Below are 26696 nucleotides of genomic sequence, written 5' to 3'. Positions count from 1 at the left end.
ATGTGTCTCCCTGTTATTATTTGTCTGCGCTCTCAGGTTTGGTGCTGTCCATACCAGCTTGTGCAACCTGCGCCTGCTCGATGCTTCTTTGCACCACAGCCCTGCGCTGGTCATTTGCCGGTAATACTTTCAGCATGACTTGCCATGCACCAATAGCCTCGCGGTAATTCTGTTGTTCGAAAGCGCTAAATGCCAGCAGGCTTAGCACGCGAACATTTGTATGGTCCGTTTTAAGGAGCTCTCGCAGCAGATTCCCACCCAGTTGGTTATCTTGCGGATCGCCACTACGGGTCAATACTTCAGCATAGCCCAGCTTTACATTACTGTTAGTGGGCGACAGTTTATACGCATGTGCAAAAGCTTGTGTAGCGGTACTTGCGTTATTCAGAACCATACCAATTCGCCCGAGCATCATCCAGCCTTCAATATTGCCAGGTTCATGTTGCAAACGCGTGCGCAATCCAAGCCCGAGATCCGCCATTTCCGCCATGTTCAGCGGTTCGGCCTGCGGATCTAACGCCCGTTGTAATAGTTGCGGCGTCTGGTTTGAGACATTTTGCCAGGCGCGAACCTGTTTCCAGTCAGACGTTTTCAGATAAACACCAACACTCACTACAATTAACACCACAGCACCGGGTGCGAAAAACCAGAAATGGGCTTTTCGGCTAATCGCTGGTTGAGTTTCACTTTCAGGCTCATCACTAAAGTGCACTCGCCGTTTACGACTGCGCATGACAATCACGCCCGCACCGCCGAGAATAAATAGCACTGGCAGCACCCATAAAATGATAGTGGCAGGCGTTAGCGGTGGTTCGTATGTCACGAAATTGCCGTAGCGCTCAACCATGTAATCAATAATCTGCTGCTTCGTTTTGCCCTGCTGCATCAGTTCATAAACTTTCAGGCGCATGTCAGAGGCAATCATCGCATTAGAATCAGCGATGCTATTGTTCTGGCATTTTGGGCAGCGCAATTGCTCAGTGAGCTGGCGGAACTGCTGCTCTTGCGCTTCGTCTTTGAACTGGAAAGTGTCTATTGCCGCGAGCACATTAAACGAGAACAAGAATGCGATGAGAAATAGCCATACGCGTTTCATGCACCTGCCTCCTTGTTGTATTTATCCCACAGCGGTTTTAATTCTTGCTGCCAGACACGATCGTTAAGATCCCCTGCGTGGCGATAACGAATGATCCCTTTTCCATCGATCAGGAAGGTTTCGGGTGCACCGTAAACGCCCAGATCTAACCCCAGCATACCGTTGCCATCAAACAGGCTCAGCGCGTAAGGGTTACCTAATTCATTCAGCCAGGTAATCGCTTTGCGGCGCTCATCTTTATAGTTCATGCCGACCACCCGCACGCCTTGTGCTTTGAGACCATTGAGATATTGATGCTCAGCACGGCATGTAGGGCACCAGGTTGCCCACACGTTGAGTAATAACGGTTTGCCATCAGTCAGAACTGACTGGTCATAAATCTTGCCAGGGTTTTCCAAAGACTCAAGACGGAACACCGGCACCGCTTTCCCAACTAATGCAGATTCGAGATTGGTCGGGTCATCGCCCTGCGCATTACGTGCCAGTTGCCACAGTAACATCGCGGCCAACAACAAAAATAAAACGAGCGGGATAAATAATACTTTGCGCTTCATGCAGCCTCCGGCATGTTTTTACGCTGGCGGTAACGTGGGTCGAATAAACAGAACAGGCCGCCGAGCGTCATCAATATTCCGCCCATCCAAATCCAGCGCACAAAAGGTTTGTAATAGAGGCGAACCGCCCAACTACCGTCATCTAACTCTTCACCGAGAGCAGCGTAGAGATCGCGCGTCACACCGCCATCAATTGCCGCTTCGGTCATCATGGCGCGGTTGCTGTTATAGAAACGTTTTTCAGCATGCAGCGTGGCTTCAGGTTTGCCATTACGCGTCACGTCGATAATACCCACGCCGCCACGGTAGTTCGGCCCCGTCAGTTCATGCACATCGCGGAACACAAAGTGGTACTGGTGAATGTCGATACTGTCGCCTGCTTTCATGCGCACATCACGCTCAATACTGTAATTCTGGCTAAATGCGATACCGACGACAGTTACCGCCAGCCCCAGATGTCCAAACACCATGCCCCAATGGCTGCGCGGCAATTTCCATAATCCTTTCAGCAAGCCATGGCGATGCATGGCGCGCTCATAGACTTCGGTTAACGCCAGCACAAATACCCAAACCGCCATCAGTAAACCGACGACAGTCATCGCTTCGATACGGTCTTGCATCAGCCATGGCAGCGTTAACGCCAGCACCACGGTCACCACAACGGCAATAACCAGGCGTTTAATCAGCTTTTGCGGTTCATCGCGGCGCCAGCGCACCAGCGGGCCAATGCCGAGCAACAGTGCAAACGGGGCCATCAAGGCGGTAAACATCGTGTTGAAGAACGGCTCGCCAATAGAAATACTGCCCAGCCCGAGTTGCTTGTGCACTAAAGGCAGCAGCGTTCCTAACAACACCACCAGCATCGCTGCGATTAACAGCACGTTATTGCCGAGCAAAAAGGATTCCCGCGACCACAAACTGTTGCCGACACGTGAACGGACTTTACCGCCCTGAACCGCATACAGCAGCAGCGAACCGCCAATCACAATCACCAGGAAGGCGAGGATAAACATGCCGCGCGCCGGGTCAGAAGCAAATGAATGCACCGAAACCAGCACGCCTGAGCGCACCAGGAACGTGCCCAGCAAGCACAGCGAGAATGCGGTAATCGCGAGCAGCACCGTCCAGGCTTTAAAGCTGCCGCGCTTTTCAGTCACCGAAAGCGAGTGGATTAACGCCGTCCCTGCCAGCCACGGCATAAACGAGGCGTTTTCTACTGGGTCCCAGAACCACCAGCCGCCCCAGCCCAGCTCGTAATAAGCCCAGGCCGAACCTAAAACAATGCCGATGGTTAAAAATGACCACGCCGCTAACGTCCATGGGCGAGTCCAGCGCGCCCAGGCAGAATCAAGTTTCCCGGCCATCAGTGCCGCAATAGAAAACGCAAACGCCACGGAGAAACCGACATACCCCATGTACAGCAACGGTGGGTGGAAAATCAGCCCGATATCCTGTAACAGTGGGTTCAGGTCACGCCCTTCAATAGGGAAGTCAGGCAGCGTGCGGGTGAATGGATTCGAGGTGAAAATGATAAACAGCAGGAAGCCGAAATTAATCATCCCCATCACCGCCAGCACACGCGCCACCGCATCTTGCGGCATGCTGCGGCTAAACAACGCCACGGCAAACGTCCAGGCACTCAGCAACAATACCCAAAGCAGCAATGAGCCTTCATGCGCGCCCCAGGTGGCGGCAACGCGATACCACACAGGTAACTCGCTGTTGGAGTTATTCGCGACGTACAGTACGGTAAAATCGTTCACCACAAATGCATTCACCAGCACCAGGAAACAGGCGCACAGCGTGATGAACAGTGCCCATGCTAATGGGCGGGCAGAAGCCATCAACCGTGAGTCATTACGCTTCACACCCCACAGCGGGTAAACACTGAGTAACAATGACCAGCCGAGCGCCAGGCAAAGCAAGAAACTGCCGATTTCTGGCATCATGAAGCGTTATCCTTATAGGCCTGTGGCGCGCGTTGGTGATTTTTTTCCATCGCTTCTTTTACTTCCGGCGGGGTGTAATTTTCGTCATGCTTCGCCAGCACTTCTTTGGCTTCAATCCTGTTACCGACTTCAAACACGCCTTGTGCGACCACGCCCTGCCCTTCGCGGAACAAGTCCGGCAAAATACCGACGTAGCTGACATCCACTACTCCGCTTGCGTCATAGAGTTTGAATGTCACTTTCAGGGTCTGGCTATCACGCTTCACGCTGCCGGGTTGAACCATACCGCCAACACGTAAACGCTGCCCGACTTCTGGCAACTGGTGGCTTTCGCCTTTGCCATATAGAATTTCACTCGGGGTATAGAAGAGATCGATATTGCTACGTAACGCATACAGCACAAGCGTGATAGTAAGCCCCAACCCCACCAGCACAGAAAGCGCCAGATATAATCGATTTTTGCGACGCGTATTCATTCAGTTCCCTCTGCCTGACGTGCTGCCTGAATCCGTTTTTCTCGTGCCTGTTGGCGCGTGACTGAATTTAAAATGGTGCGATGCTGCAAACGGGTATGCCCCACCAATACCAGCAATGGGATGAAGGTTAGCGCGACAGCCAGCCAGACGTAAAACGCATAGCCACCCATGGCAAAAAATTCTGTCCAGTTTAAAAATGCGCTGGTCATGCGCTTCTCCTTTTATTCGCCAGTTCCATTACCCACGGACGGCGCTGCTCCTGAAGCAAGATAAGGTTGCGCAGGCGCATTAACGTCAGCGTGGCAAACAGCATCAGAAAACCGAAGATAGTCAGGCGTAACGGAGTGCGCATTGATGGGTCAATACTTTGCTGCATATTGGTCGAGCCCTGATGCAGCGTGTTCCACCACTCCACCGAGAAGTGGATAATCGGTAAATTCACCACACCGACCAACACCAAAATACCCGCCGCACGCCCGGCCAGTCGGCGGTCGTCAAAGGCGTTATATAGAGCAATTACGCCGATATAGAGAAACAGCAGCACCAACTCGGAAGTCAGACGTGCATCCCACACCCACCAGGTTCCCCACATCGGTTTGCCCCATGCGGAACCGGTGACCAGCGCAATAAAGGTAAATACAGCCCCGACCGGAGCCATTGCCGCTACCGCAAGGTCTGACATTTTCATCTGCCACACAAGGCCGATAAACGCCGCCACCGCCATCGATCCGTAAATGCCCATCGACCAGATAGCCGCCGGAACATGCAGATACATGATGCGGTAGCTCTGGCCCTGTTGATAATCCGCGGGCGCGAAACCAAAGCCCCAGATACAACCGACCACCAACAGCACCGCGCTGACAAGTGCAAACCAAGGCACCAGACGCCCGCAAAGCTGATAAAGCCGCTCGGGTTTAGCGAGCTGATGTAACCATTTCCACATAATCGTTGCTCACAAAATATCGACAAAAATCGGGTTAGAACTTGTAGGTCGGAAACGCGAAGCGCCATCCGACATTTTTAATTATTGAATACTGACACGCAGCGCCGCCGCCGTGGCAAACGGGCTTAACGTCGCGCTGCCCGCCAGCAACGCACCTAAAATTGCCAGATAGCCATCGACCGGAAGATGCATAGATGCAGCGTCCATCGCCGCAGTCGCAAATATCAGCAGTGGAATCGTTAACGGTAAAACCAACAGACTCAGCAGCACGCCGCTGCGCCGCAAACCCATCGTTAACCCAACGCCCGGCGCCCCCAGGAAACTCAATGTCGGCGTGCCGATAAGCAGCGTTAACGCCATCACCTGCCAGCCGTAAAAATCCATGCCTAGCAGCAACGCGGCAAGCGGCGAGAGGATCAGTAGCGGCAAGCCAGTGACCACCCAGTGAGCGGTCACTTTCGCTAACACCACCATCGGCAAAGGGATTGGCAGCAACATCAGTTGTTCAAGAGAGCCATCCTGAAAATCATCGCGAAACAATCTGTCCATCGCCAGTAGTGATGCCAACAGCGCCGCAACCCAAATCACGCCCGGCGCAATACGTGCCAGAAGTTGCGGCTCAGGGCCAATTCCTAGCGGAAACAGTGTAATAACAATAAGAAAGAACCACAGTGGGTTGGCTATTTCCGCACCTTTACGGAACACCACGCGCAGTTCATGCAGAAAAATTCGGCGCATCATGCCAGTTTCTCCTGCAAATGGATTTGGCGCACATTGCTGACTACCAGTGGCTGATGCGTGGTGAGAATCACCATGCCGCCTTGTTCGGTATGCAGCTTCAACTGCCGGGTAAGTTTTTCCACACCCGTAACATCAATGGCGGTAAAAGGCTCATCAAGAATCCAGATTTTTTGCGAGCTTAGCCATAATCGGGCCAGTGCCACCCGGCGTTGTTGTCCTGCAGAAAGTTGATTAACAGGCACATCTTCAAAACCCAACAAACCCACTTCAGTGAGCGCTTGCCAACGTAGGGTTTCCGCGCTTTGAGCGTGAAAAAAGCTCAAATTTTCAAATGCGGTAAGAACGGTTTTGATGCCAGGCTGATGCCCGAGCCACAACAAATCCTGATGATACTGGTAACGTGCGCGGGATAAGCCTTCACCTTGCCACTTCACTTCACCTTCTTCCGCCTGCGCAAGCCCCGCCAGAATCCGCAACAGTGACGTTTTCCCCGCGCCATTTTTGCCAGCGATTTGCACCATTTCACCTGGGCATACGGTGAAAGACAACTCGCTAAATAACACGCGGTCGTCACGTACGCAGGTCAGGTTAATGGCATCAAGCATGTGAGGAACACTCCTTGTCTTGGGATGCAAAATCATAACACATCAGAGGCTTTGCTCCAGTTGGGCTCGCGCCGCTGCGGTACTCCAAAAGAGGTAATCCGCACACCCGAGATCAAAATTATCTCAATTTAGCCCGCAAGGCGGGGAACAACGCCAAAAGCCGCTACGCTTAGAGAAGACAATAATGAGTGAGTGACCTTAAAAATGGGTGAAATTAAAGAAGAAAAAATCAACAAATCCACCGATGAAATTGAGGTCGAAAGTGACGAAAAAGATCACGGGGAAAAAATTGAAGTAGACGAGGAACAACTGCCATCGCGGGCGATGGCGATTCACGAGCACATTCGCCAGGACGGTGAAAAAGAACTGGAACGCGACGCAATGGCGTTGTTTTGGTCAGCCGTTGCCGCCGGGTTATCGATGGGCGCATCGCTGCTGGCAAAGGGAATATTTCACGTCAATCTGGAAGGTGTACCGGGTAGTTTTTTACTCGAAAACCTCGGCTACACCTTTGGCTTTATCATCGTGATCATGGCACGCCAACAACTGTTTACTGAAAACACCGTCACCGCTGTCCTGCCCGTGATGCACAAACCTAGCGGCAGCAACTTCCTGCTGTTGATGCGCTTATGGGGCATGGTTTTACTCGGCAATATTATCGGCACCGGCCTTGCGGCATATGCGTTTGAATATATGCCGATATTTGACGAGCAAACCCGCGACGCATTCGTTTCTATCGGAATGGACGTGATGCACAACACGCCGGGCGAAATGTTTGCCAACGCCATCATTTCCGGCTGGATAATCGCCACCATGGTGTGGATGTTCCCGTCAGCAGGTTCGGCAAAAATATTTGTCATCATCATCATGACCTGGCTGGTCGCGCTTGGGGATTTAACCCACATCGTGGTCGGCTCCGTGGAAATTCTCTACCTGGTATTTAACGGTACCATCCACTGGAGTGAATTCTTCTGGCCGTTCGCCTTGCCAACGCTCGCAGGCAACATCTGCGGCGGCACGTTTATCTTCGCACTGATTAGCCATGCGCAAATCCGTAACGATATGAGCAACAAGAAAAAAGCAGAGACGAAGGCTAAAGCGAAGCGCAAACAGGAAGTGGAAGACGGTAAAGAAGGTGGCGAAGACAAAAAGCAGGCGCGACGCACATAAAAATGGTTACGTTTCAGGCGATCAACAGCCCTGCCCCTTAACTCAGACCTAAAAGCGGGTATACTACGCCGCGCAATGCCCTAAATAGTTCGAATTGTGGGTAGGTGGCAAAAGAACAAATCTCCAGGAGCTTACTTGAGTAAGTGACTGGAATTTGTGAACGCAGCCAACACCCCCATAATTTGAAGTATGACGGGCATTAGGTCCTCTTAGTTAAATGGATATAACAAGCCCCTCCTAAGGGCTAGTTGCAGGTTCGATTCCTGCAGGGGACACCATTAATATTTCTCCACATCCGCAAGAAACCACCAAACTCGCACTAACTCTTTCAGCAACTTTGATTTCCCCCCACTCCCACAGCCTGGTACAGCCTCGGAAATTCAAGGTATAATCCCTGGTACTATTTGAATCTTTTAGACCACGAACATGACAAAACTCACATTACAAGAGCAGATGCTGAAAGCTGGCTTAGTCAGCAGTAAAAAAATGGCCAAAGTTCAGAGAACGGCCAAAAAATCACGAGTTCAGGCTCGTGAGGCACGCGAGGCTGTAGAAGAGAATAAAAAGGCGCAAATTGAACGTGATAAAGAGCTGGTTGAACAACAAAAGCAAGCTGCTTTATCTAAAGAATATAAAGCTCAAATTAAACAGCTGATTGAAATGAATAGAATTGTTATTTCAAAAGGCGATATTGGCTATAACTTCACAGATAACAATTTAATTAAAAAAATCTATGTGGATAAGGTTACTCAGACTCAATTAACCAATGGCCGTCTCGCTATTGCTCGTTTGATGACAGATAAAAATCCTGAAGGTGAATACGCGATTATCCCAGCAAGTGTTGCCGATAAAATTGCGCAGCGTGATGCGAGCTATATCGTATTAAACAGTACGCTGAGCCAGGAAGCTCAAGACGAAGAAGACCCGTATGCTGACTTTGTCGTGCCCGATGATTTGATGTGGTAGGGAAAGTTTCCAGCGTCCCTTTGAAATACGCCCCTCAGCCAAGGCTGGCTGAGGGGCGTATTATTATGTTTGAAGCTACTGCGCGCCAATACGCAGCAGCCCTTTAATGGCTTGCTCAAGATAACTGCGCGGGCAACCGAGATTCAGACGAATAAAGCCCGAGCCTGATGGGCCAAAACCACTCCCCATAGAAGGAGCAATACCGGCTATCTCAGTCATCACGTTCTTTAACTCATCATCGTTCAAACCCAATGCGCGGCAATCTATCCATATCAAATAGGTACCTTGTGCCGGAATAACACGTAACCACGGCAAATAGTTCTCTACCTGCGACACAAACCAATCACGATTTGCCGCGAGATAACCAAGCAATTCGTCCAGCCAGTGTTCGGCACCATTATATGCCGCAGTAGCCGCTTCCATCGAAAGCGCATTGAATACGTCCAGACCGTGAGCATTTAAACGCTCGATAAATCTCCCCTTTAAATCTGCATCAGGAATAAGGAAGTTAGAGATCCGCAGCGATGAGAGTCCAAAGGTTTTACTTGCTGATGTGGCAGCAATTACCCTTGAATGCCAGCAAGACTCAAGATGCAAAACAGAGGTAAACGTTGAGCCTGGCAGCAGCAAATCAGCCCAGATTTCGTCTGAAAGTACCGTCACATCGTATTTTTCACATAGCGCCAAAAGCTTGGTTAACTCATCTTTGCTCCAGCAACGCCCTGTAGGGTTATGTGGATTACACAGAATGAACAGTGGCGGGCGGTATTTGCTAAACAATTCCTCTAACTGCTCAAGATCCATCACATATCCTGCATCTGGATCTTCTTGCAGCAGATTTTCAACCAGTTGGCGCTGGTTAAGCGTAATAATTTTGGCAAATGATCCGTAGTACGGCCCCTGAACCACAACGCTATCACCCACCTGGCTTAGCATTTGTACCAGCAGTGAAAGGCCCGGCACGACTCCTTCAATGCTGCAAACCCATTCAGGGCGAATCAGGAGCTGATGGCGACGCTCAAACCAGTTAGTCAGCGCCGTGTAGTATTTTTCATCACGCTCGCTGTAACCAAACACACCATGATCAACACGCCGATGAAGCGCCTCCAACACATTTGGTGGGCAGGCAAAATCATAATCAGAAACCCACATTGGGAGTAAATTGTCAGTTTGCATATTCTGATAACGATCGATGAAATCCCATTTCACTGAACCCGTAGCATGGCGATTAATCACCTGGTCAAAATTGTTATTCATGATGTAGCCTCCTGCTTTGAATTCTCCATTGGTGTAGTGACTTTAATCGGTGCTTTAGCGATACCAAACCCGGTAAAACCATAAATCAAAGCAAAGAAAATAGCGGAGTAACACTGTACGGCCCAGGGTAAGAAATCCAGAGTACTTATGCCCAGCGTGGTCGCCATATAGACCCCCGCAGCGGTCCACGGAATAAGAGGCTCAATCACAGTTCCCGCATCTTCAATGGTGCGGGAAAGATTTTTGGTATCTAAACCCATGCGGCGATACGCATCCTGATAAAGCTCGGCCGGAACCAGCAGCGCCAGTTTGCCGTCGCTGGTAGCAGCCGTAACCAGAATAGTCGTGCCAATAGTGGCCGCAATCAGTTGACCTACGCTATGAATAACGGTGAGCAAGCGGTTGATAATGATAGTCAGTGCGCCTGTCAGTGTCAGTGCACCAGCAAAAGAGAAAGCACAGAATACCAGCAAGATTGTACTCATCATTGAGAACAGGCCACCGCGATTAAGCAGGCGAGGTACATCCGCAATCACCCCATCAGAACCCTGTGGGAACATGTTGATGTTAAAACCATCCATGAATGCATCCAGCCCCTGCTTAACACTCAATCCCTGTAGCCAGACGCCAAGAATAATGGCCAGCAAGCAGGCAATCAGCATCAACGGGATGACCGGTTTTTTGCTGATAGCACCCCAAAGGACAATAATTGGCGGCAGTATCAGTACGATATGGAAGTTATACAGGCTATCCAGTGCGTTAATAATGTCCGTCACGCGCTGCGGAGTGGCAACTTCGCCCATCATGCTGCTGTGGCCTGCAACCAGATAAACAATGGCTGCCAGAATGAAGCTCGGAATGGTGGTGTACATCAAATGCTGGATATGTTCATACAACGAGGTGTCAGCAACAATGGCCGCAAAGTTAGTTGAATCCGACAGCGGAGAGATTTTGTCGCCAAAGTAGGCACCAGAAACCACTGCCCCTGCTGCGGCAGCTAGTGGGACATCCAGCCCGGAAGCAACCCCCATCAATGCTACGCCAACCGTGCCCGCCGAACCCCATGATGTGCCGGTACAAACTGACACCACACTGGTCAGAAAAAATGCAGCGATAAGAATATATTGAGGGCTAATCAGCTTCAGTCCCCAGTACACCATATAAGGAATAGTGCCGCTAAACATCCAGGTGCCAATAAGCCCGCCGACGCATATCAAAATCATAATAACCGGCATCGCTTTCGCGAGTTTAGCGACGATGGAATTCATCACATCATCCCAACTATATCCTTGCCACCAGGCAAGACCTGCCGCAATCGCCGCAGAGCTCAAAAGCAACGGCTCAATACGCAACCCCATCACCCCATATCCGATGATGAGAAATGCCAGCATCGCGATTATGGGGAGCAAAGCCAGCCCAAAAGAGAGCGCTTTTTTGTCGTTGTGTGGTTCATTCGCTTTCATAATTGTGTTCCGATTTATTTTGGTGGATGCAGCGTAAAGGGAACAGAACAATGCAAATGTGATGGAAAGGATGCTGCCATGTAACCGCATACATGAAGAATAAAGTTGTGACATTTATCACAGAAAGAGCCATTGACGGTACGCCTTCAATTAATTTTTCCGCATCACCGAATCTCGTTCGATCAGTTCAGCAGCAAAACACAAGGAGCGCGGCGGTGGCGTTTCATGTTGATGTAACCCAATGGCGAGCAGAGCTGCATGCCGGGCCATGCGCTCAATCGGATAGTGCATAGTGGTTAAGGCCGGGAACAGATAACGCGCGAGTACTACATCATCAAAACCCACCAGTGACAACTGTTCAGGTAGGACAACGCCTTGTTGATGAAGGGCGCGCATCATACCGGCGGCCATAACATCGTTAAAGGTAAATGCCGCAGTAAAAGGAATGTGGCTATCGAGAAGTTTTCTGGCGGCCGTTTCCCCACCTTCTTCATTAAATGGCACGCTAATTATCCAGCTTTTCTCCGGGGTAATCCCAAATTCAGCCATCGCTAATCGGTAGCCTTCCAGCCGCTGCTGTCGGTCATTAATGGGCAAGTCTGATGTAATACAGGCAATACAGCGATGGCCGTTTTCCAACAGGTATCGTGTGGCCTGACGTGCTGCACTTTGGTTATCCAGCCAAACACAGCGAGGTGATATGGATGGAATGTAGCGGTTCACAAGGACCATAGCGGGGGTATGGGTGCTATAGCGAATTAAATCCTGGTCGGGCAGGCGCGTCGCATGCACGACAATGGCTTCACAGCCCTGGTTAATCAAAAAATCTAAGCCTGACTTCTCCAGCTCAGCCTGATGGCCGCCACTACAGACCATCAGACGAAACCCCTGCTGGCGTGCAACTTCTTCTACACCTCGGGCTAATCGGGCAAAAAACGGATCGGCCAGATTGCCGGTTAACAACCCCAGCATATTGCCACTACGTTTGGCGAGAGCCAGAGCTGCAGCATTACGCCGATAGTTCAGCTCACGCATAGCTTTCTCCACACGTTCCTGCGTAACAGGTTCAACGTATGAAGTTTGATTTATTACCCGAGATACCGTTGCTGTCGACACTCCGGCCAACAGGGCAACCTCTTTCATTGTCGCCATAGATTCACTTTGATAGGGAGAACCTGAGTTCTTAGAAAAACCATCACGAGCATACCATCAAAGCATATGGCATTAGATCCAGCAAAATGCCGAATCAATGATATCTGTTGGTAAAGTCATGCAACGATTTACTACAACGCTCTAAGTTCGCGGCAATAAAAATAAGAGATGCTAATAGAAAAAGCCCAGCTTAGAACTGGGCTAAAAATATCAATCAACCAGTACGCGCTTGTTCGTAGCACCCCAGAGAATCGACATTTCGGTAAATAATGCACCACTGATATCTTCTACTTCAGTCGCGGTAATCTCTCCATTCCCCTGCTTACCAAACAGAACCACTTCATCCCCAGGCGTAACACCTTTTAAATCGGTCACATCAACTACCACGGTATTCATCGATGTTTTGCCAAGAATGGGTACACGCTGGCCACGAATCAGTACGTGCCCCGCGTTGCTGAACACACGGCGGTAACCATCGGCATACCCCACCGGAATGTTGGCCAGCACAGAGTTACGTTTCAGGGTGTAGGTGCGGTCGTAACCCACGGTATTGCCTTTAGGATAACGATTCACCGAGGCGATAGACGATTTTAACGTCATTACGCGTTTGTAATCGTTGCTGGCAATGGTGTCGCCATAAAACACACCACCAACACGCACCATATCCAGCCAGGATTCAGGTACTGTCAGCGTCGCGAAGCTGTTAGCAACATGCATTGTTACGTCTTCACGTTTCAGGCCCGTGATATCCAGAACCTGCTGTGACTGAACTTTAAAGCGCGCGAGGTCTTTACGCACAGCCGCCGCATCTTCTTCAGGGTAATGCGACATGATGCCGACGATTTTCAAGTGGCTTAGTTCAGAGATAGCTTTCGCATCGTTCAGCCCTTCCTGGTTACTCACCTCCAGCCCGTTACGTGACATGCCGCCGGAGTTCAGCGCCAGGTGAATACGCAGAGTTTTCCCTTGTTGTTGAGCAATTGCATCCAGGCGTTTAGCCATATCCAGATTGCCGATTAACTCTTCGGTGTCATAGTCCGTCGCCTGACGCATCTCTTCTTCAGTGGCATTTCTCACGCGCAGCAAGCGGCCTTTGAAGCCAAGATCACGAACAGTTTTAAGTTCTTCATTGCTGGCAACGCCAATACACTGCACGTTGTTTGCCAGCATCACCGGTGTGACCAGCGACAGGTCGTGCCCGTAGGCATCCCCTTTCAGAATGGCGCACATGGTCGATTTATTACCCAGCAGTTTTTGTACTTTTTGTACGTTGTATTCCAGTGCGCTACGCGAGATTTCAAGTGTTGAGTTATCAACGACCAGTTGTTGGTGGTGATACCCCGCAGCGGAAAGTGTGCTGGTTGGAGGAACGGTGGTATTGGTGTGGCTATTACAAGCGGTCAGAACAAACAGAGGGATTAAAGCTAAACGGCGTAAATGCAGTGGCATGCTAACTCCTTAGCAAGGTTAAAATGGTTCTAGCGAACCAATAAACATATGTGAAACCAGGTTATCTTCCTGATTCCCATCTTAATTTAATGTCCTTGTTCCGAATATTACATAGACGGCTGAAATTAAAAGAGCCTGCCCACTTTCGCTGGCAGGCTCTTATTCATTACTGGTGTTAAGCGTTAGTACTGGTGCTCTGGTTTATGCAATAAATGATCAAATGATGAGTGCTGCAAACTGTCCATTCCCGCAGACTCAGACATCATAGCCGGAGCCGCATGTGCTTTAGGATCGATAACCGTCGGTTCGCTACCCGATTGCTCAGTCCCTTTAATCAGGCTGGTAATATCCGTGCCATGCTCAAGCTCATGAGCCAGGTCACTCAGGTTTATGCGATCTTCAACATGCTGATCCTGATCACTGCCCAGATCAGTACTGACGGAGTGGTGTAAGGCGCTATCTGCTGATGGCGCAGCTGCCGGAAGGAAAAGATCATCATTACTTTCCAGCAAGTTATTAAGCGAATGCGACTGTTCAGCGTGGTGCTCTACTGTCGCGTGAACAGCGCTTTCTTCGGCAGAAGGTACAGGAGGTGCGGCTGGAGGTAACGAATGTTCAGCTTCAGATACCGGAGCATCGGAATGAGAAATCGATGTACGGCCCTCGTTTGGCGTATGGACAGTGCCATCACCATAGATCACCCCTTCAAGATGGTTCATACCCTGTAAATGTAGCTCCTGCCCTACAGTGCCCGTCACCGTCACATTATCCAGCGTGTTCACGTTGGTCTGCGCATTGTTATTGCTGCTGAATGAGAATTCAAAGTCGGACTCTTTACCATCCTGTATGAAGATGTAGTCTTTGTGCCCGCCCTGCAACTGCTGCGTAGTTCCGTTAATCGCATCCAGGCCACGGTGGTTGCCATCCTGCATATAGCCGCTGCCTTCATGTACCACGAAGACATCCGCATGGCTTCCATCACCGTTAACGTTGCCATTGCTGTAATGCTTTATTTGGTTCTGAGGATCGGCACAGTTCGGCTCAGAGTCACCATCACTCAACCAGACATTCACATTCGAACCAATGGCAACTATCTTCCCATCCTGAACATCAAAACCATCAGCTGATTCACTACCACCATTGATATGGGTAATTGGGCTATGTGATGCATCAATAGCTGCAGCCCCCTCAGTTGCTACAGCTTTATTTGCAGGCGGAGCTTCTCGCGCCAAATCCGTATTGTCCGTGTTTTCGACTGGCACGGCGGTGTCATTACGAACGAAATGGTCCGTGTATGCTTCTTCCGTATCACCCACTCCATCTTTCGCTGTCACGCTTGCGTGGATAACATGGCCATTTGCCAATTCAGCAGTATTTACCGGAATTTTGTAACCCAGATGGCCGTCACCTAAGTCAACAACTTGACCTGTATAATCATGACCATTGATTGTTAGCGTGACTAAATCATCGGCTTTCGCATCACCACTCACCGTACCGGTGACATCCGTGGTCTGTTTTTGACCTTCCAGCCCATTGATATTGTCATCACCAGCCACCTGATCGATTGTGATAGAAAGCCCTGCTCTATACTCCGCATGTGCTTCTACACCATCCGCCGTTTTCACGCTGGCATGAGCAATCTGGTTGTCTGACAGGTCAGTGGTCGTTACCGCTATGCTATAACCCAACTGCCCATTTCCCATCGGCTGCACGTAACCGTAGTAGGTATGATTGTTAACCACCAGGGTGACTTCATCATGTACATGGACATTCCCCCCGACGGTGCCAATGACATTAGTCGTAATACCCAGCAATTGACCGGCATTAGTATTGCCATCTCCGATGCCTTGATCGATGGAAATAGTGGCGCTCACATCATGGTCATGGCTCGCTGGGTATAGATCATGGGTAGCATCAATTGTATCGGCATCATCAGATGAATTGGCTGGAGGGACCTGGTCATGATCAATATTTTTATCTGCCGTCGCTGTTGTCACATGGCCCAAGTCATCTTTGATAGTGATGCTGACATGGACAGGTAGCCCCTCTTTCAGATCGCCTGTTTCAACCCCAATATTGTAGCCGAGCTTCCCGTTACCCAAGTCAACCACCTCACCTTTATAGTGGTGATCGTTGACGGTCAGCTTCACGATGTCGCCCAGCGCTGCGTCACCCGTTACGGTACCGGTGATAGTAGAGTGCTGCTCGCTGGCAGGAGACTCTACCTGTGGAGGATTACTCTCTGGCGAGTTAGGAGAAGTGCCATCACCGTAAATCACTCCCGCAATTTGGTTTGAACCATTTAAAGATAACGTGTGGCCATGGCCATCAGTCCCAGTAACCGAAACATTATCCCAAGAATTCACCTGATGGTTTTCAGGGTGATCGACACCTGATGTAATCTTGTAATGAATCCCTTCACCATCTTGCAGGAAGATATAGTCTTTATGTCCGCTCTGCGAATCCCCTTTAACGCTCTGAAGGTTATCGTGATAACTATCAGCAGGGCGTATATATTGGCTGCCCGGATGCACGACAAATACATCGGAATAATTCCCATCACCTTTCTGATTACCTTCGTTGTAATGCTGGATCTGATGTTCAGGATCGTCGCACTTCGGCTCGAAATCATCCTTGCTCAAATAGATACGCACATTTGAACCGATACTGACAATTTTGCCATCCTGAACATCAAAACCATCCGGTGATCCACTGCCACCATTAACATGGGTAATGGTGCCGTGCAGCTCCATTGTTGGCGGGGTTGTCTCGGTCACAATGTTATCAATAGTGATGTTGACGTGATCGTGATGTTTCGCGGGCGTCAGCTCGGTCTGCGGAACAAATACTGGGGTCAGCGTCGTCTGCGGAACGTCGGCTGGCGTCAGCGTGGTCAGTGGAACGTCGGCTGGGGTCAGTGTCGTCTGCGGAACGTCGGTCGGCGTCAGCGTCGTCTGCGGAACGTCGGCTGGCGTCAGCGTCGTCAGTGGAATTTCGGCCGGCGTCAGCGTGGTCAGTGGAACGTCGGCTGGAGTCAACGTCGTCAGCGGAACGTCGGCCGGGGTCAACGTCGTCTGCGGAATTTCGGCCGGCGTCAGCGTCGTCTGCGGAATTTCTGCCGACGTCAGCGTCGTCTGCGGAACGTCGGCCGGCGTCAGTGTCGTCAGTGGAATTTCGGCTGGCGTCAGCGTCGTCTGCGGAATTTCGGCCGGCGTCAACGTCGTCAGCGGAATTTCTGCCGGCGTCAGCGTGGTCAGCGGAACGTCGGCTGGCGTCAGTGTCGTCAGCGGAACGTCGGCTGGCGTCAGCGTCGTCTGCGAAATTTCGGCCGGGGTCAACGTCGTCAGTGGAACTTCTGCCGGCGTCAGCGTCGTCTGCGGAATTTCGGCCGACGTCAGCGTGGTCAGCGGAACGTCGGCTGGCGTCAACGTCGTCTGCGGAACGTCGGCCGGGGTCAGCGTCGTCTGCGGAACGTCGGCTGGCGTCAGCGTGGTCAGCGGAACGTCGGCCGGGGTCAACGTCGTCTGCGGAACGTCGGCTGGCGTCAGCGTCGTCTGCGGAACGTCGGTCGGGGTCAGTGTTGTTAGCGGAACTTCTGCTGGCATCAGCTCCGTCGTCGGGATCTCTGACGGTCGGTCGACGTGTGGCGTTTCTACCAGTGGCTGCTCCACCGTTTTCGATGGCGTCAGATCGCCCACCGGTACAGCGTTATTGGTAGGAGTCTGCTGCACCGTTTGCGTCAGGGTAGGATTAGTATTTGTGTCCTGAACATTATCAATCGGAGCAGAGAAAGTATCGAATTCGCGGTTGCCTGATATTTGGGAATTTAAGCTGTTTGTGGCAAAGCCCGAAGTAACATCCAGCACTTCGCCAGTCAGGTCTACTCGCTCAATGAAATGCCCGCCGCCGCCAGTACCGGCTTCAATTGGCGTCTCATTACCAGCAGCAGTTGCTTCCAGTGCTTTAGTCGGGTCAACACCATCTGTAATTGCCTGCTGGAGTGCTGCAACATCATCCGTTGCATGCTCAGTGTTAGCCGCAGCACTTACGCCGCTTTGGTCACTCCAGTGACTATTACGCCCCATATCCATTGTATGACCATCGGATAAGTTCACCGTTAATGCGCCGTTAGCACCGGTTACGATTTCTTCTCCAGCGAAGATTCGATCCCCTTCATGCAATTCACGCTGCGTTCCATCAACAGCTATAGCAAAAACCTGTCCAATGACTACTTTGACGATACCGAGTATGTTGTGCAAACCACTTGCCCCTGAGTATTGATATTACATATACCTTTCATACTTCAAGTTGCATGTGCGTTGGCAATACTCGCTCACCCCAGTCACTTACTTGAGTAAGCTCCCGGGGATTAATGAGAGACTCCTGTCTCTCACCGGAGGCCAGCCTTTGGCTGGTCAAATTCGTTCCCGACGAATTTGTCACTGCGTCACCGCCTTCCTACAACTCGAATTATTTTGGGTATAGATGCAACAAAATAAGAATTCGATGTGCCACTTTGTCTAAAAATGAACATCTTTCTTTAATTAAAAAATTAATATTAACTTTTTATTTACAATGAAATCTGTATAAGAAAGCTGCCGTTGCCAGATACATAATAACTTACACTAAAAAATAAAGTGAGTAACATCTCAAATAATAAAAAATTCATTTCCCAGAAAGAAACCAGGCTGATTCATATGCAACCCAACTAAAATAAAAAATTTAACATCCACTTTTGAGTAATCATGGCATTTATTATGCAAAAATTGCTCTGACTGCATAAATACCACACAGTGATGTTAGAACTTTGTGTCGATAACATTAAAATTTGTCACTAGCCCAATAATGTCCATTATTCTACATTTCAAATCAAATCCACTCAGATTCATCATAGGCAATAAATTAAATAGTAGTTTTAAAAACCACAAAAAATATAACCAATAAGATATTCATACTGTAATTATCTAATTTAAAAGAGCTTCGTTCACTGCCAATGTTGATGATTATTTCAACACCCGCCGCATAACCTTGATTACAGTATAAATAATTTAGTTCTCTCTCTTGCCAGTGAACTAAACTTTTCAAGAAGCCTACCCCTCAGCAGATCTGTCATTTACATAATGAAATCAGCTGCAATGATTCGTACGGGACAGACATTTTGACAAGAATGAAAATACCCACGCGCTCACCACTTTTGGGAAATTCGATGAGACCAGACCGACATTTTGCTGCACTCTGCTCCCTGCTGCTGCTAAGTACATCCGCGAAAGCCGAAGTTGATCTAGGCTCCTTAGATTTATTCGCCAAGGACAATGCCACCAGCCCCATCCCCAAAGGCCTGGTATTAGGCGGGGCTGTCATTAGCGGCACACCACGTTACGAAGCGCAGAAAAATGATACCTATATCGTCCCTGGTGCTGTCTATTTTGGCGAACAATTCATGTATCTGGGTGACCGGGCGCGTTATTACTTTCACCTCGACGACAAGGTAGCCGCCTATGCATACGGTCGGTTCCGCTTTGGTAACCTTGATCCCGATGATGAAGATGCATTCGACGGAATGCACAAGCGAAAATCAGAGTTAGAAGCTGGTGTCGGTGGAACGATCATTACCCCTTACGCTCTACTTAGTGCACGAATTAGTTCAGATGTAACAGGCCGTAGCAATGGTCAGGAATTATTGTTGTGGGCTGATTTTCCAATCATTAAGGGAAATTTATTGGTTATGCCTGGCATGGGGATGATGATTCGCAGCGATAAGATGGCAAACTATTACTTCGGCGGTGTTTCGAAAAGCGAAGCAACACCTGAACGCCCGGAATGGGATACCGGTACCACCTTCTCCCCAATGGCGGCGGTAATTACCAGCTATCGTTTCAATTCCAAATGGGTAGGAATGTTTGCTGCCAACTATGAATTTTATGACAAAGATATCGCAGACAGTCCTATCGTTCAGCACAACGGAGAGCTGTATGGGCTCCTTGCCGTCGGCTATATCTGGTAGATATAAATATGCTGAGTCAGGTTCTAATAGATAAACTGACTCAGCAATAGTGTTTACTTATATATCTCAGCAACACCGTGCAATTTATTATCTCCGGTTGCTGATAATATTTTATAAACTTTAGCCTCTCAAATAAATGGTATTACACATCGAGTTTTCAGGGTGAATCATTCAACGCTGAGGGCAGCACAAAGTATTGATATTTACTGGGTGCTTTTCGTGGTCAGTGCCATTACCGCACTGGCCACGGTAAACAACCCAATAATCCAGGCCATCGTCCACGGCGTTCCATCACTGAGCAGCGCCAACAACAACGAAGAGATAATCCCGCTACCGTACTGCAATGACCCCATTAAGGCGGATGCAGAGCCGGCAACGTTTGGCACGGAATCCAGCGCGGCGGCGGTAGAGGTTGCTGCAATAATGCCGTTCATCGATAAGAAGACAAAAACCGCAGCCACAATCAAAATCAGCCCACCGATTTCCAGCTTCGCAGCAGCGGCCAGAACCAGAGCGGCAACGGCAGCAGTCACCACCGCGAATTTCAGCAGTACTTCGAGCGAATAGTGCTGAACCAGACGGCGGTTTATCACGCTCATGCCCATCAGCCCAACAATGTTCAACGCAAATAGCCAACCGTAGTGCTGCGGCTCCACGCCAAAATAAGTGATGTAGACAAATGGCGATCCGGTAATAAACGCGTAGGCCGCGACGTAATAGAAGGTCAGGCACAGGGTAAAACGCATGAAAGTAGTATTCGTTAGTAGCGCGTAGTAGTTACGAAATGCGCTGGGTAACGAGGCTTTTACCCGCTTTTCTTGCGGCAATGTTTCAGGCAACCAGAACAGTGAAACAAACATCACCCCACCAATTACCGCCAATAGCCAAAAAATGGAGTGCCAGGTGGTGAATTTGATCATCTGCCCACCGAGCAGTGGCCCGGCAATGGGTGCAATCGCCATAATGATCATTAACGTAGAAAGCATTTGCGCGGCACGTGTACGGCTAAACAAATCACGGATCATGGCTCGCGCCAGCATCGGTCCGGTGCATGCGCCCAGAGCCTGAAACACGCGCCAGAAAACAATCTGCGAAATGTCGGTGGAAAGTGCGCAGCCCACAGATCCGATCATAAACAGCGCCATACCAATAAATAACAGCAGGCGGCGGCCAAAATGATCGCTTAACGGCCCCCAAATCAGTTGGGCGATACAAAAGCCCATTAAGAACCCCGTGATCGTCAGTTCCGCATTGCCGTGTAGGTCCTGGGCCATTAACGGCATAGCAGGCAAATAAATATCAGTCGATAAAGAAGTGAACGCCATTAACGCGCTAAGAATAATCACGAAGGAGAGGCCAGCCGTTTTACTCGCTGCCGTCTGCACGCGCGCCTGAGAGTCAATCATAGAATTTGGTATCCGAATAAGACAGGCGCTTATAGTAGCGACTGCGCACAAAAAGATAATCCCGCATAATCGGATAGCCATTATGAATCGTGCTCATCAATGGGAGCACCGCCAGGGGAAATCCTGGTTCTCCTGCTCAGGCCCACCGTCTGGCGAGTTTGTCCTATGCTTACTGTCTGCGTTTGAAATGCCAACAGGAGAAAAGTATGAGTGATAACAAAAACATACCTGCAACCCGTAACGAGACACACGCCGATCAATTCCCCACTCCACCCTTTCCCCATCAAAAACAGCCTTTCCCTGGGCTTGCAGGGAAAATGACGCCGCGTCCCGATCACGGCGAAACCTCCTATAAAGGTAGTGGCCGTCTGGCGGGGAAAAAAGCGCTGATAACCGGTGGTGATTCCGGGATTGGTCGCGCGGTGGCTATCGCCTTTGCGCGTGAAGGAGCGGATGTTGCAATTAACTATCTGCCTGAAGAAGAGGACGATGCTAAAGAGGTTATCGAACTGATTCGCGCTGCCGGGCGCAAAGCGGTTGCCATTCCCGGTGATATTCGTGAAGAGTCGTTTTGCCAACAGCTGGTGAAACAGGCTGCGCAACAGCTAGAGGGATTGGATCTGCTGGTGAACAATGCGGGTCGTCAGCAGTATTGCGAGTCGATTAAAGATCTCACTACAGAAGCCTTTGACGCGACGTTCAAAACCAATGTTTACGCCATGTTCTGGATAACTAAAGCCGCGTTAGATTATCTGCCGCGCGGTGCCTCTATTATTAATACCTCGTCGGTTCAGGCATATCTTCCAAGCGAAATTTTGCTCGATTATGCCCAAACCAAAGCCGCCATCGTGGCATTCACTAAGTCACTGGCAAAACAGCTTGGGCCAGAAGGCATCAGGGTAAATGCAGTAGCGCCCGGCCCTTACTGGACTGTTTTGCAGTGTTCCGGCGGCCAGCCACAAGAGAAAATTGAAAAGTTCGGTGAGTCCGCACCACTTGGCAGACCAGGGCAGCCAGCGGAAATTGCCGGACTGTATGTGACACTGGCCTCGCCCGAGTCGAGCTTTACGTCAGGCCAGGTATGGTGTTCAGATGGTGGTACCGGGACGCTATAAAGTGCGGGCACAGAACGGAGATGCTTTTCTCCGTTCTGGAGCTTTATTTGGATTCTGGGACGATGGAGATATGGCCGTTGGTTTCCAGAATCGCAAACTTAATTTCAGCAAGCCGGGTAATGCCGTGGTCAACTCTCGCCATTAACAAAATATCGTCGCAGGAAATATCGGCTTTTTTCATTTTGTCCTGAAAAAGGTAGCCATTTTCCACCAGAATGACCGGCGTTCCATCAAGTAGGTCATCCGCTCCCGGCAGATATTTTTTAATCATGCCAAACAGCATATCCACCACAATTAAAGTGACGATCGTAATCATCGCTCCGGTCACTGAAAAATCATTTCCCAGTAATGCTTGTTGGGTGGCCTCACTAATAATCAGCAGTAATATCAGGTCAAAAGAGGTCATTTGCAGCAAGGCACGCCGGCCGGCAATCTTAAAAACCACCATCAATATCAAGTAAATGGCGAGAGCCCTTAATACCATATCCATTGTCTGGCCACCTCAGGGATAGATAATTTGCCGGAACGTAATATCCGGTCCGCCATCAACCGCTATCGTGCTTTTAATCAGGCCTGCTTTCATCGGGGTAAGACTTAGCCACAGTATTTGCTGTGCACCAGCTGTAGGTTTGTCATATTCAATGATCATTTCTCCATTGAGGCTGTACATTTTATCCGGCTGCGGTTGCAGAGAATCAACGCGAAAACTCTCCATAAAATCACCGCCAAAAATAATACGGTTGCGATCACCAGGGGATGAGACTGAAACAATTTTCATGTCAGCATCACTCATCAGCCGATTGAATTTTTCATAATGGAGGGAAAGCGAGCCATTGGTATTGGAAAGGTAAGTATCACTCAGATAACCCTTTGAAAATATCCCGCACAAGGCGGCGGCAACAATCAGCAATAGCAGGACAAAACCATAGCGCCGCACCTGAAAGTCAAAGTTCAGCCAGAACGGTTTTTCGACAACGGGTGAAGATTTATCGGCGGGCGCGGTTTTCATTATTTTCATCCGGCAGGAAAGGGGCTGCCGCGAGAATAAGCTCACTGCGACTTTTGAAGTCTAGTCAACGCATTGAAGGTGCGCCACCGTCGCGTTTTGATTAACTGGCAGCGAAAGCTCGAATAGCAATGCCCTTCTCTTCCAGCAGGTTACGAATCTGACGAGCTATTTCGATAGCGCCTGGGCTGTCGCCATGTACACAGATGGAGTCGGCTTTGATAGGGGTAAACTGTCCTTCGATGGATGTCACGCCACCCTCGGTAATCAGTTGCAGCATACGCTGCGCTATGAGCTGCGCATCATGCAGTACGGAGCCGGCCTCACGCCGAGAAACCAGCGTACCATTAGCGTGATAGGCGCGGTCGGCAAAGGCTTCAGAAATAGTTCGCAGCCCTTTTTCCTGTGCCAAATCCAGCACCAGGGAACCCGCAAGGCCCACCAGCGGTAAACGAGGGTCAATGGCAAGGATTGCGTCGATGACCGCCAAAGCCTGCCGCTCGTCCTGGGCGATAGTGTTATAGAGCGCACCATGTGGTTTTACATAACGCACTTCGGTGCCCGCCGCTTTCGCCAGGCCTTGCAGTGCGCCAATCTGGTAAATCACATCAGCGATTAATTCATCACGGGCAACGTCCATATTGCGACGACCAAACCCCACTAAATCGGGATAGGAGACGTGCGCACCAATTGCCACGCCCTGCTGGGCTGCCTCTCGCAGTGTTGATAACAGTGCAGCTGGGGAACCGGCATGGAAACCGCAGGCAACATTGGCGCTGCTGACAAGTTTCAGTATCGCGGCGTCATCACCCATCGTCCACGCGCCAAAACTCTCACCTAAATCGCTATTTAAATCTATCGCCGTGACCATCACTGCCCTCTTCGCCCGCACACTTATCTACTGATAATTAGCATACATTATTTGCGTAGCGGGACATCTTTCATCAGTAATGAGAGCAAAAAAGCGAGTACTACAACACACGCCGAAATCATGTACACCGAGTGCAGTGCCGTCCCAAATGCCTGCAAATAATCATTCTGCAGCGCTGCCGGAAGTTCATGTACCGCTTTAGCACCCAGTTGGTGTGGCAGCTGAACATCCGGTGGGATCAACTCAATAAGTTTGTTTTGCAGCACGTTAGTAAAAATCGCACCGAAAGCCGCGACACCTATCGAACCACCAATCTGGCGGAACAGCGTAGTACTGGAGGTCGCAACCCCAATCAGTTTCTGCTCAACGCTATTTTGTACCGCCAGTATCAGCACCTGCATAACCATCCCGAGGCCAAATCCCAGCAACGCGATATACAGATAAAGAATGTGGATCGACGTATCTATTTTCAGCGTACCGAGCAATGCCATGGCAATGAACGTCACCAACGTGCCAAGAATGGGGAAGATACGATAACGCCCAATTTTGCTGATGATGCGCCCGCTAATAATCGAAGTCAGCATGAGTCCGCCCATCAGCGGTAGCAACTGAATCCCCGCTTCCGTCGGCGTGGATGACTTCACCACCTGCAAATAGAGCGGCAGGAAAGTCATAGAACCAAACAGCGACATGCCGATGATAAAACCAATCAGACAACTTAATAGGAAGGTACGATCGCGAAACAGGCCGAGCGGAATGATTGGCTCAAAAGCCCGTTGTTCTTCATAAATAAAGCCACCAAGCGTCACCACGAAGAAAGCAAATATGCACCACAATTGGGGATCGGACCACGCCATTACCGTGCCGCCCTGGCTGGTAAACAGAATCAAACAAGTGAGCGACGCCGCAAGATAACCCGCACCAAGGAAGTCAATTTGGTGGCGAATGCGCGCCGTTTGCGGTTTCAGCACTGCACCTATGACCAGCAGCGCAAAAATACCCAGCGGCAGGTTGATGTAAAAAATCCAGCGCCAGGAAAAATGCTCAACCAGAAAACCACCAATCAGCGGCCCAATGACTGTAGCAAGCCCAAACACCCCGCCAAATAAGCCCTGATATTTCCCACGGTCAGCCGGAGGGATAACATCACCCACTGCCGCCATTGTCACGACCATCAGACCACCGCCGCCCAGCCCCTGCAACGCACGCATTAGAATCAGCTGTGTCATATTCTGCGCCAGGCCGCACAATGCCGAGCCAAGTAAGAACAGCACAATAGCGACCTGCAGAACGATTTTTCGCCCAAGCAAGTCGCCAAATTTACCGTATAGCGGCACCACAATTGTTGAAGAGAGCAAATAAGCGGTCACCACCCAGGAGAGTTTTTCCAGCCCACCCAACTCGCTGACGATCGTCGGCAAGGCGGTAGACACGATGGTCTGGTCGAGTGCCGCAAGCAGCATGACCAGCATCAGCGCGGAAAACAGCAAACGAATCGATGTCGTTTGCTGTTGCGTTTCTGTCTGGGGTGTTTCGGTGACTGTCATTTTATCTATCGGCTTGTAATTAATTAACTGGATAATTAATATAGATGGATTAGTTTCACACGGTCAATGGAGTGCGCACAAAATGTCACCTGAAAACGGCCCTGATAAATCCGAAAATCATATTGATAATGGCCAAAAACGTCGCCGCCCTGGCCGCCCAGCGGGTACCAGTAAGAGCACCGATAAACGTGAGCATTTGATTGATATTGCGCTGAAGCTATTTTCAAATCAGGGGATTGCACAAACCCCTCTGAGCGCCATTGCCTCTGCTGCTGGTGTGACACCTGCCATGCTGCATTACTATTTCAAGACCCGCGAACAATTACTGGATGTATTAATTGATGAGCGTTATATGCCAGCGCGGGCATCAATGGGTGGCGCTTTTGAGCAACACCCAAACGACCCGGTGGGTGCGCTGACCGCATTGACACAGAAATTCATTGATGTCTCTTTGCTGTACCCATGGTTTGCGCCGCTTTGGATAAGAGAAGTACTGAGTGAAACCGGGTTACTGAAGCAACGAATTGATGCCCGTTTTGGCTCCAAAGAAAAACAGTCGGCGGTGAACTGGATTCACAAATGGCAGGATGAAGGACTCTTAAATCCCGATCTTGACCCGGAGTTTTTGTTCATCTCTTTGTTCGGTTTAACGCTAATGCCTGTTGCTCGCCTGCAACAGGAAATTCGTAAAGGTGACACCAACCTGAGTGCTGAAAGGCTTTCACTTCATATTGCCGCACTGCTGAAATCTGGGGTGGGTAATCAGCACGTAGACTAAAAATCAATTATTTCCATCACCATTCATCACCCAAATCAATGATTAGGCTTTTTCTTAGTTTACCCCTATTAAAAATGATGGATTATGCTCGCGCCAGATTATGGCGTTTCGCTTCGGCGGCTTCTTCTCTATTTTGGGTTAAACAGCA

The 26696-nt window shown here is 49.9% G+C and carries 23 protein-coding genes, 1 tRNA gene and 1 pseudogene; 6 read left to right on the top strand and 19 right to left on the bottom strand.

Annotated elements, in window-relative coordinates; translation table 11 throughout:
• Positions 1–16 precede the first annotated feature (16 nt).
• The 8 genes from LVQ79_RS17715 to ccmA all read right to left on the bottom strand — a co-directional run bounded on the left by LVQ79_RS17715 (position 17) and on the right by ccmA (position 6364).
• On the bottom strand, positions 17–1096 hold the full coding sequence (locus LVQ79_RS17715) for a cytochrome c-type biogenesis protein CcmH (protein ID WP_232865941.1): 1080 nt from the start codon (positions 1094–1096) through the stop codon (positions 17–19).
• On the bottom strand, positions 1093–1650 hold the full coding sequence (dsbE, locus tag LVQ79_RS17710) for a thiol:disulfide interchange protein DsbE (RefSeq protein WP_151995277.1): 558 nt from the start codon (positions 1648–1650) through the stop codon (positions 1093–1095). The genes LVQ79_RS17715 and dsbE overlap by 4 nt, the downstream gene beginning before the upstream one ends.
• Positions 1647–3599, bottom strand: a complete 1953-nt coding sequence (locus tag LVQ79_RS17705; RefSeq protein WP_232865940.1) for a heme lyase CcmF/NrfE family subunit — start codon at positions 3597–3599, stop codon at positions 1647–1649. The genes dsbE and LVQ79_RS17705 overlap by 4 nt, the downstream gene beginning before the upstream one ends.
• Positions 3596–4075, bottom strand: coding sequence for a cytochrome c maturation protein CcmE (gene ccmE, locus LVQ79_RS17700; protein WP_232865939.1), 480 nt, complete (start codon positions 4073–4075; stop codon positions 3596–3598). Before ccmE ends, LVQ79_RS17705 begins: the two co-directional genes overlap by 4 nt.
• Positions 4072–4284, bottom strand: a complete 213-nt coding sequence (ccmD, locus tag LVQ79_RS17695; protein WP_232865938.1) for a heme exporter protein CcmD — start codon at positions 4282–4284, stop codon at positions 4072–4074. Before ccmD ends, ccmE begins: the two co-directional genes overlap by 4 nt.
• Positions 4281–5018: a heme ABC transporter permease gene (locus tag LVQ79_RS17690; RefSeq protein ID WP_232865937.1), complete on the bottom strand. Its 738-nt coding sequence runs from the start codon at positions 5016–5018 to the stop codon at positions 4281–4283. The genes ccmD and LVQ79_RS17690 overlap by 4 nt, the downstream gene beginning before the upstream one ends.
• A gap of 81 nt (positions 5019–5099) precedes the next feature.
• Positions 5100–5759 (bottom strand): heme exporter protein CcmB, encoded by a 660-nt coding sequence (gene ccmB, locus LVQ79_RS17685; RefSeq protein WP_232865936.1) that lies wholly within the window; start codon positions 5757–5759, stop codon positions 5100–5102.
• On the bottom strand, positions 5756–6364 hold the full coding sequence (ccmA, locus tag LVQ79_RS17680) for a cytochrome c biogenesis heme-transporting ATPase CcmA (RefSeq protein ID WP_232865935.1): 609 nt from the start codon (positions 6362–6364) through the stop codon (positions 5756–5758). The genes ccmB and ccmA overlap by 4 nt, the downstream gene beginning before the upstream one ends.
• 204 nt (positions 6365–6568) lie before the next feature.
• On the opposite strand from ccmA, the gene LVQ79_RS17675 reads away from it, so the two are divergent.
• The 3 genes from LVQ79_RS17675 (at position 6569) to LVQ79_RS17665 (ending at position 8500) form a co-directional block, all read left to right on the top strand.
• Positions 6569–7534, top strand: coding sequence for a formate/nitrite transporter family protein (locus LVQ79_RS17675; protein WP_255669096.1), 966 nt, complete (start codon positions 6569–6571; stop codon positions 7532–7534).
• Positions 7535–7737: 203 nt separating this feature from the next.
• A tRNA-Arg gene (locus LVQ79_RS17670) sits at positions 7738–7812 on the top strand.
• Positions 7813–7960: 148 nt separating this feature from the next.
• Complete coding sequence (locus LVQ79_RS17665; RefSeq protein ID WP_064512831.1) at positions 7961–8500, top strand: DUF2058 domain-containing protein; 540 nt, start codon at positions 7961–7963, stop codon at positions 8498–8500.
• Positions 8501–8575: 75 nt separating this feature from the next.
• Here the strand turns inward: LVQ79_RS17665 and LVQ79_RS17660 are convergent, their stop codons facing one another.
• The 5 genes from LVQ79_RS17660 to LVQ79_RS17640 form a co-directional block, all read right to left on the bottom strand.
• On the bottom strand, positions 8576–9757 hold the full coding sequence (locus tag LVQ79_RS17660; RefSeq protein WP_232865934.1) for a MalY/PatB family protein: 1182 nt from the start codon (positions 9755–9757) through the stop codon (positions 8576–8578).
• The gene (gene nhaC, locus LVQ79_RS17655) at positions 9754–11220 is read right to left on the bottom strand and encodes a Na+/H+ antiporter NhaC (protein ID WP_232865933.1); all 1467 of its coding nucleotides are present in this window, start codon (positions 11218–11220) and stop codon (positions 9754–9756) included. The genes LVQ79_RS17660 and nhaC overlap by 4 nt, the downstream gene beginning before the upstream one ends.
• Before the next feature lie 150 nt (positions 11221–11370).
• Positions 11371–12372 (bottom strand): LacI family DNA-binding transcriptional regulator, encoded by a 1002-nt coding sequence (locus LVQ79_RS17650; RefSeq protein WP_232865932.1) that lies wholly within the window; start codon positions 12370–12372, stop codon positions 11371–11373.
• Positions 12373–12582: 210 nt separating this feature from the next.
• Positions 12583–13821: an alanine racemase gene (gene alr, locus LVQ79_RS17645; RefSeq protein WP_232865931.1), complete on the bottom strand. Its 1239-nt coding sequence runs from the start codon at positions 13819–13821 to the stop codon at positions 12583–12585.
• 182 nt (positions 13822–14003) lie between these two features.
• Positions 14004–18080, bottom strand: coding sequence for a retention module-containing protein (locus tag LVQ79_RS17640; RefSeq protein WP_232865930.1), 4077 nt, complete (start codon positions 18078–18080; stop codon positions 14004–14006).
• Positions 18081–19027: 947 nt separating this feature from the next.
• Here LVQ79_RS17640 and LVQ79_RS17635 point away from each other — a divergent pair.
• Positions 19028–19825: a MipA/OmpV family protein gene (locus LVQ79_RS17635; RefSeq protein ID WP_232865929.1), complete on the top strand. Its 798-nt coding sequence runs from the start codon at positions 19028–19030 to the stop codon at positions 19823–19825.
• 53 nt (positions 19826–19878) lie between these two features.
• Here LVQ79_RS17635 and LVQ79_RS22675 read toward each other — a convergent pair.
• Both LVQ79_RS22675 and LVQ79_RS17630 read right to left on the bottom strand, forming a co-directional pair.
• Positions 19879–19944: pseudogene (locus LVQ79_RS22675) on the bottom strand (multiple stress resistance protein BhsA); the annotation flags it as partial.
• 84 nt (positions 19945–20028) lie between these two features.
• On the bottom strand, positions 20029–21231 hold the full coding sequence (locus LVQ79_RS17630; protein WP_232865928.1) for a multidrug effflux MFS transporter: 1203 nt from the start codon (positions 21229–21231) through the stop codon (positions 20029–20031).
• Positions 21232–21437: 206 nt separating this feature from the next.
• Here LVQ79_RS17630 and LVQ79_RS17625 point away from each other — a divergent pair, with 206 nt between their 5' ends.
• Positions 21438–22346, top strand: coding sequence for an SDR family oxidoreductase (locus tag LVQ79_RS17625; RefSeq protein ID WP_232865927.1), 909 nt, complete (start codon positions 21438–21440; stop codon positions 22344–22346).
• A 43-nt stretch (positions 22347–22389) separates the two neighbouring features.
• Here LVQ79_RS17625 and LVQ79_RS17620 read toward each other — a convergent pair whose 3' ends face one another.
• The 4 genes from LVQ79_RS17620 to LVQ79_RS17605 are packed head-to-tail and all read right to left on the bottom strand — an operon-like array spanning position 22390 to position 25770.
• Positions 22390–22836: a DUF421 domain-containing protein gene (locus LVQ79_RS17620; RefSeq protein WP_232865926.1), complete on the bottom strand. Its 447-nt coding sequence runs from the start codon at positions 22834–22836 to the stop codon at positions 22390–22392.
• Between the two features lie 12 nt (positions 22837–22848).
• Entirely contained in the window at positions 22849–23400 is a 552-nt protein-coding gene (locus tag LVQ79_RS17615) for a hypothetical protein (protein WP_232865925.1), read from the bottom strand.
• A 55-nt stretch (positions 23401–23455) separates the two neighbouring features.
• Positions 23456–24223, bottom strand: a complete 768-nt coding sequence (locus LVQ79_RS17610; RefSeq protein WP_232865924.1) for a LamB/YcsF family protein — start codon at positions 24221–24223, stop codon at positions 23456–23458.
• A gap of 47 nt (positions 24224–24270) precedes the next feature.
• The gene (locus LVQ79_RS17605; RefSeq protein ID WP_232865923.1) at positions 24271–25770 is read right to left on the bottom strand and encodes an MDR family MFS transporter; all 1500 of its coding nucleotides are present in this window, start codon (positions 25768–25770) and stop codon (positions 24271–24273) included.
• 82 nt (positions 25771–25852) lie between these two features.
• Between LVQ79_RS17605 and LVQ79_RS17600 the strand changes: the two genes are divergently transcribed.
• Positions 25853–26548 carry a TetR/AcrR family transcriptional regulator gene (locus tag LVQ79_RS17600; RefSeq protein ID WP_232865922.1) on the top strand — a complete coding sequence of 232 codons (696 nt, stop codon included), beginning with the start codon at positions 25853–25855 and terminating at the stop codon, positions 26546–26548.
• Positions 26549–26696: the final 148 nt, after the last annotated feature.

Source organism: Buttiauxella cochleicola (assembly GCF_021282405.1).
Lineage (GTDB): Bacteria > Pseudomonadota > Gammaproteobacteria > Enterobacterales > Enterobacteriaceae > Buttiauxella > Buttiauxella massiliensis.
This window is presented reverse-complemented; position numbering and strand designations above follow the sequence as displayed.

Coding starts and splice junctions, on each gene's coding strand:
- LVQ79_RS17715 (WP_232865941.1), bottom strand. CDS start 1,096: ATGAAACGCGTATGGCTATTTCTCATCGCATTCTTGTTCTCGTTTAAT.
- dsbE (WP_151995277.1), bottom strand. CDS start 1,650: ATGAAGCGCAAAGTATTATTTATCCCGCTCGTTTTATTTTTGTTGTTG.
- LVQ79_RS17705 (WP_232865940.1), bottom strand. CDS start 3,599: ATGATGCCAGAAATCGGCAGTTTCTTGCTTTGCCTGGCGCTCGGCTGG.
- ccmE (WP_232865939.1), bottom strand. CDS start 4,075: ATGAATACGCGTCGCAAAAATCGATTATATCTGGCGCTTTCTGTGCTG.
- ccmD (WP_232865938.1), bottom strand. CDS start 4,284: ATGACCAGCGCATTTTTAAACTGGACAGAATTTTTTGCCATGGGTGGC.
- LVQ79_RS17690 (WP_232865937.1), bottom strand. CDS start 5,018: ATGTGGAAATGGTTACATCAGCTCGCTAAACCCGAGCGGCTTTATCAG.
- ccmB (WP_232865936.1), bottom strand. CDS start 5,759: ATGATGCGCCGAATTTTTCTGCATGAACTGCGCGTGGTGTTCCGTAAA.
- ccmA (WP_232865935.1), bottom strand. CDS start 6,364: ATGCTTGATGCCATTAACCTGACCTGCGTACGTGACGACCGCGTGTTA.
- LVQ79_RS17675 (WP_255669096.1), top strand. CDS start 6,569: ATGGGTGAAATTAAAGAAGAAAAAATCAACAAATCCACCGATGAAATT.
- LVQ79_RS17665 (WP_064512831.1), top strand. CDS start 7,961: ATGACAAAACTCACATTACAAGAGCAGATGCTGAAAGCTGGCTTAGTC.
- LVQ79_RS17660 (WP_232865934.1), bottom strand. CDS start 9,757: ATGAATAACAATTTTGACCAGGTGATTAATCGCCATGCTACGGGTTCA.
- nhaC (WP_232865933.1), bottom strand. CDS start 11,220: ATGAAAGCGAATGAACCACACAACGACAAAAAAGCGCTCTCTTTTGGG.
- LVQ79_RS17650 (WP_232865932.1), bottom strand. CDS start 12,372: ATGGCGACAATGAAAGAGGTTGCCCTGTTGGCCGGAGTGTCGACAGCA.
- alr (WP_232865931.1), bottom strand. CDS start 13,821: ATGCCACTGCATTTACGCCGTTTAGCTTTAATCCCTCTGTTTGTTCTG.
- LVQ79_RS17635 (WP_232865929.1), top strand. CDS start 19,028: ATGAGACCAGACCGACATTTTGCTGCACTCTGCTCCCTGCTGCTGCTA.
- LVQ79_RS17630 (WP_232865928.1), bottom strand. CDS start 21,231: ATGATTGACTCTCAGGCGCGCGTGCAGACGGCAGCGAGTAAAACGGCT.
- LVQ79_RS17625 (WP_232865927.1), top strand. CDS start 21,438: ATGAGTGATAACAAAAACATACCTGCAACCCGTAACGAGACACACGCC.
- LVQ79_RS17620 (WP_232865926.1), bottom strand. CDS start 22,836: ATGGATATGGTATTAAGGGCTCTCGCCATTTACTTGATATTGATGGTG.
- LVQ79_RS17610 (WP_232865924.1), bottom strand. CDS start 24,223: ATGGTCACGGCGATAGATTTAAATAGCGATTTAGGTGAGAGTTTTGGC.
- LVQ79_RS17605 (WP_232865923.1), bottom strand. CDS start 25,770: ATGACAGTCACCGAAACACCCCAGACAGAAACGCAACAGCAAACGACA.
- LVQ79_RS17600 (WP_232865922.1), top strand. CDS start 25,853: ATGTCACCTGAAAACGGCCCTGATAAATCCGAAAATCATATTGATAAT.